Origin of the sequence: Symbiobacterium terraclitae, assembly GCF_017874315.1 — a bacterium.
In the GTDB taxonomy this organism is placed as follows: Bacteria; Bacillota; Sulfobacillia; order Symbiobacteriales; family Symbiobacteriaceae; genus Symbiobacterium; species Symbiobacterium terraclitae.
Genome location: NZ_JAGGLG010000057.1, coordinates 1 through 3,673, shown reverse-complemented (window position 1 = coordinate 3,673; position 3,673 = coordinate 1). Strand labels below are relative to the sequence as shown.

Genomic DNA, 3,673 nt, shown 5'->3' with positions numbered 1-3,673 from the left:
TAGGCGGCCCGGTTGAAGGCGACCGGGATGCCGCGACCCGGATCGGCGAAGTACGTGGGCTGGCCCTCGGCGCCGTCGGTGAAGTCGAGCCCGGGGTTGGCGTAGTCGTAGGTGTACCAGGGCGTCTCATCGATTACGCCGTACTCCCAGTGCTCGGACACGACGCGCCACTGGAAGCGGGTGCGCGTGTTGCTGAGACCCAGTTCGTCCGCAAAGGCGTGCAGGATGATCACGTTGTTGTTGAAGACACCGGTCTGCACCGTGGGACTGAAGCCGTTGGCGCTGATGTCGCAGCCGTATACGGTGCACACAAGCGGAATGTCGGAGAGCTCAACGTTGCCACCGACCAGGAAGGCGGCCCCGCCGTGTTCGAGGGTGTAGATCTGATCGCTGCCCTCAGGCTTCACCTCGACAGTGAACATGACCTCGTACAGGGGCGTCGACCAGTCCGCGTGGGCGACGATGCCGAAGTAGAGCTCGCTCAGGTAAAGCGGCAGCCCCCAGCTCCGGACAGCGAGCGAGTCCGTGGTCACACCCGCGTACTGGATCGCGCCGGAGATGGCGCTGGCCCCGATGCCGGAGGCCTTGTCCAGGCTCTGCACGGTGCCGACGTGCTGCAGTTCGAAGGGGGTGACGATGGCGTTGTAGTCGTAGCGGGAGAAACCGCCGGTGGCGAGGCCGGTGCCGGTCATGGGCAGGACGTCATAGACCGCATTGGACGTGTAGGTGACGCTCTCGTCCTCCATCCGGACGTCCGCCGCCGGCCGGGCGGTGGCGTAGACGGGCACCCGCAGCGTCGCCTTGGCGCCGGATACGCTGTTCACCGGCTTCAGCAGGATGACGCCGCTGTGCTCGGGGAGCCACACGCGGGGGTAGCCAAACTGGGTCTCGGAGACCGTCGGGTCGTGGGTGGCCAGCATCTGGGAGGCATCCGCGGTCAGCCGTACCCGGAAGGTGGCGGAGCCGCCGGCCGGCACCGTCACGTCCCCGTCGGGGAAGCTGTACTCCAGGCCAGGGATCTCCACGTACATGTCGATGCTGGGCCGGTAGGTGACCGCCCGGTCGCCGTGGTTGACCACCTTGACCCGGCGCTCGAAGGTCTGGGTCCCCACCACCTCCAGGGCGCCGAAGGAGACGCTGACCGCACCCGGATCGTCGGCGCTGAAGGCGACGACCTCCTGCCCGATGGCCCGGGCCGCGTTCACCCGGCCGGCGCCCACACGGGACTGGCCGTAACGCTCACCGGTCACCTCATCAAACAGGTCGTGGCCCGCGGTGTTCATCGCCAGGGCCTTGATCTCTTCCACGGTCCAGTCAGGGTTCTTCTCCCGGAGGAGAGCCAGCACGCCCGCCATGTGCGGTGCGGCCATGGAGGTGCCGTTACTGGAGACGCCCAGCGTCCCGGTGCCCGACATGGCCGAGTAGATCGTGTACCCCGGCGCCGAGATGTCCGGCTTCAGGCGGTTGCCGAGGACGGGGCCGCGCGAGCTGAAGTCGGCCATGGTGTCGTTCCGCTCGGGCACGTCCTCCTTGCCCGCGCCGAGCCACTCGCTGCTCAGGGTGGCGACCACGCCGCTGCCCAGCTCGGACTTGATGGCGTCCCCGGCCGTGCTGACGGTGAGGATGCTGGGGATGAGCGCGTTGCCGGCGATGGCTACGGTGAGGTAGGGCTCGCTGTCGGCCATGATGATGCCGACCGCTCCGGCCGCGGCGGCGTTATTCGCCCGGGCTGCGGAGCCGCAGGGATAGGTGGACGCACCGGGCGGCACCCAGTCGACAAGGACGATCCTGCCATCCAGTGCACCGTCGGGCCACGGGTTGCAGCCGGCAGGATTGTCCGGGTCGTAGACGACCGGGGCCGTCACCGGCTCGGTCACGGCCGCCCAGTTGTAGTTCTGCCCCACGGTGCCGGGGTAGAGGCCGGAGATGGATGCGGGCGAGTCGACACGGAACATGTCCAGGGTCTCACGCGCATCCACCTGAGCCGCAACCGTCACGGCGCGGGTCGCAGAGCCCGGGCTGCCCATGACGTAGTAGACGTCGCCCTCGTTGCCGGCGGCGATGGCGAGGAGGACGCCCGCCAGGGCGGCATTGTTGGCCGCGCGGGCGGTGGGATCATCCGGACCGCCCACGGGGGAGCCCAGCGAGAGGTTGGCGACGTCCATCCGGTCGGAGTAATCGCCGTCGCCGTTGGGGTCAACGATCCAATCCAGCGCCTGGATCGTCAGGCCGGTCGGGCCGTCGCAGCCGAAGATCCGCAGGGCGTACAGCTCAGCCAGCGGCGCGACGCCGGGGCCGATGCGCAGGGAATCCATAGGAATAGTGCGGTCATATGGCCCACGGTAGGTGGACCCGTCCGCGTTCACGCCGTAGCCGGCGATCGTGCCCGCCACGTGCGTGCCGTGGCCGCCGCCCAGGTACGCCGGGCAGTCAAGCGGGTTCGGGTCCGGCTGCGGAATGCTCGTCTCGTCGTAGCGCGGGTCGTAGTCGTCGCCGGCAAAGTCCCAGCCGCCGGCCACCTTGGCGTTGGGGAAGTACTCATTCAGCGTCGTGGTGTCGAGCTCGTAGGCCTCAGGCGTGCCGGGCCCGCCGAAGTTGGTGTGCAGGTAGTCGATGCCCGTGTCGATCACGGCGACCTTGATGCCTTCGCCGAGGACGCCGAAGCTCTGCCACACCTCCGGTCCGCCGATGAGCGGCACGGAGCCGGTATGGGCGCGCTCGTGGAGCTGCATCACGGAGACGGACTTGACGCCGGGAAGCGCGCGGATCTGCTCAGCCCCGGCCTCGTTCGTGCGCACCACGATGCCGTTCAGCACGTTCCTGACCTGGTACAGGACCTCGATCTTGCCGTTGCTCTTCTTCAGCGACCGGATGGCCTGGATGACATCCCGCTGTTCCCGCTCGATGCTGTTCAGGTGCGAGCGCAGGTCCTGCCTGAGCAGGCCCTTCTGGCGGGCCTGGACCTGCATCTCGACCCCGGACGGCGCCTCCAGCTCGACGAAGTACTGGCGGAGGCCATCCTTCAGGACGTCCGCTGCCCTCTGCAGCTCCTTGCCCGTTGCCTCAAGTTCTGCCCTGCGCTCCTCCTTGGACTCCTGCGATCCTGGTGTGGCGCGTTCTGCAACAGGTGCCCGCGGCGCCTCCCTTTCCGGCAGGTCCGGCGAGTTGGCCAGCGCCAGGCCGGAAACTATCGAGACCAGCATGGATGCGGTGACCAGACTGGACAGGATCCTCTTCGCTACACCCATTCAATACCCCCCCAGTTCCTGCGAGAAACTTACGGATCCGGTGCCAATGTAACCCGCAATATTGGGCGTTTTCAATCGAGTTTGTAAAAATCACCCATTTGGGTGAGCCTGCAGCAGCCGGACCCCCGCTCGCCGTGAGCAGGGCAGAAGCCTTCCGTCCTGGCCCGCGGGGCACGCACGGGCGCGGCGGGGCGGGCGCCCGCTCGCCCGCGCGGATTACGCGGCATGAACGATAAAGGCCACATCGGCCCGTGGGGTGGCCCCTCGGCAGAACGAGGCCCGGGAGCCGCCGCGCGGCGGCCCCGGGGCCTCGCACCGTCAGGGCGTTATGGGTTGTTCCGGACCTGCTCGGCGCTCACCGAGAACGAGACCGAGGTGGCGCTCAGCCCCTGGAACTCGTTGGGCGTGTCGAGCGGCAGGCTCAC

General features: G+C 68.1%; 1 protein-coding gene. It reads right to left on the bottom strand.

Annotated features, from left to right (window positions below; translation table 11 throughout):
* Nucleotides 1-3,248 (bottom strand): S8 family serine peptidase (locus tag J2Z79_RS18045; protein ID WP_209468295.1); only part of this gene is annotated, 3,248 nt, incomplete at its 3' end.
* Between the last annotated feature and the right edge of the window lie 425 nt (nt 3,249-3,673).